This window comes from Candidatus Magnetaquicoccus inordinatus, from assembly GCF_004217665.1.
Classification (GTDB): Bacteria; Pseudomonadota; Magnetococcia; order Magnetococcales; family Magnetaquicoccaceae; genus Magnetaquicoccus; species Magnetaquicoccus inordinatus.
Map to the genome: position 1 here is coordinate 1 of NZ_RXIU01000421.1, position 1,528 is coordinate 1,528.

At 49.1% G+C, this 1,528-nt stretch carries 1 protein-coding gene and 2 pseudogenes; all 3 read left to right on the forward strand.

Features of this window, described 5'->3' with window-relative positions; all coding sequences use genetic code 11:
* Positions 1-271, forward strand: a pseudogene (locus tag EJP87_RS16195) (hypothetical protein); the annotation flags it as partial.
* Positions 272-316: 45 nt separating this feature from the next.
* Positions 317-1,204 carry a F0F1 ATP synthase subunit gamma gene (locus EJP87_RS16200; RefSeq protein WP_130472883.1) on the forward strand — a complete coding sequence of 296 codons (888 nt, stop codon included), beginning with the start codon at positions 317-319 and terminating at the stop codon, positions 1,202-1,204.
* A gap of 42 nt (positions 1,205-1,246) precedes the next feature.
* Positions 1,247-1,528: pseudogene (locus EJP87_RS16205) on the forward strand (F0F1 ATP synthase subunit beta); the annotation flags it as partial.

The window sequence follows — 1,528 nt, forward strand, 5'->3', positions numbered from 1 at the left end:
TCTCTTTGCCGGAACCAGAGGTCTCCTGGATCATGTAGCTGTCAAGCGTGTCAATCAGGTAGAGAGGGCCATTCTGGACAATTTCCGTTCGCAACAAAAAGAACTTCTGGCTACCATTCGTCAGGAGGAAAAACTGACGGATGCAACAGAGAAAAGACTGCATGATGCCTTGTTCCGCTTCATCAGCAAATATGAGGGTAGTGAAGGTGAGGACAATCTTACCATAGCGTTAGCAGACCAGGTAGAGCATTTGATGCACACCACAGGCTAGGCAATGGCGGATCGCAAAGAATTACCTATGGGGAGTCGCTAAGATATGGCAAGTTTGAAAGCCTTGCGGCAACGTATCCGCTCGGTTACCAATACGCGACAAATTACCAAAGCGATGAAAATGGTCGCTGCGGCTAAGCTTCGTCGTTCACAAGATCGTGCGTTGGCATCGCGCCCATACAGCGTACAAATGGGACGTATGGTGCAATCTATTGCTGCGCGAGTCAGTAGGGATTCTGCTCCGGAACTCCTTGCGGGGCGCTCTGAGCCGATCAAAAAGGTGCAGTTGATCGTTTTTACTGCGGATCGCGGTCTGTGTGGCAGCTTTAATAGCAGTGTTATTCGATCAGTGCGCAACAAAATTGCTGAGTTGCAGAACTCCGGATTTGAAGTCTCTGTTACGTGTGTGGGTCGCAAAGGTAATGATGTATTAAAGCGTACCTATTCAGGTCTCATAAATCGTGTCCATACTGCAATGAGCCGAGGACTGACTTTTGAGAAAGCAGAACAAGAAATTGCGCAACCGATTCTGCACGATTATGCCAATGAGCGTTTTGATTCATGTTTCATTGTCTATAACGCTTTCATTTCAGCTATGACGCAAGAGCTCACTTGGCGGCAAGTGATTCCAGTACCCGAACCGCCCAAGGATGCTGAAAAAGATTCTGCGCTATCTCCTCCCAGCTATGAACCGGAAGAGGAAGAGATTCTTGCAGATTTGTTACCACGCAATATTGCAGTACAAATATATCAAGCCTTGGTTGAATCTGATGCCTCGGAAAATGGTGCGCGTATGACTGCTATGGACAATGCAGTGCGTAACGCAGGAGGTATGTTGCGGCGATTGAAGACTACTTATAACCGTACCCGCCAGGCTGCCATCACCACCGAGTTGATGGAAATTATCAGTGGATCCGAATCGTTGAAAGGCTAATCGGAAACAGGTTCGTAATTGCCAGCATGAAGGAGTTTTGCAATGAGTGGAAAGGTGGGAAGGGTTGTGCAGGTGGTAGGCCCGGTGGTCGATGTTCGGTTCGAGGGTGAGCTTCCGGCTATTCTTAACGCCCTTCACATAGACCGGGGCGAAGCGGGACGCTTGGTGCTTGAGGTCGCACAACATGTGGGTGAAGGAACAGTACGAACCATTTCCATGCACTCTACCGATGGTATTGTTCGTGGCGATCCGGTTCTCGATACCGGAGACGCAATTAAGGTGCCTGTCGGCAATCCAACCCTGGGCAGGATTATTGATGTGGTC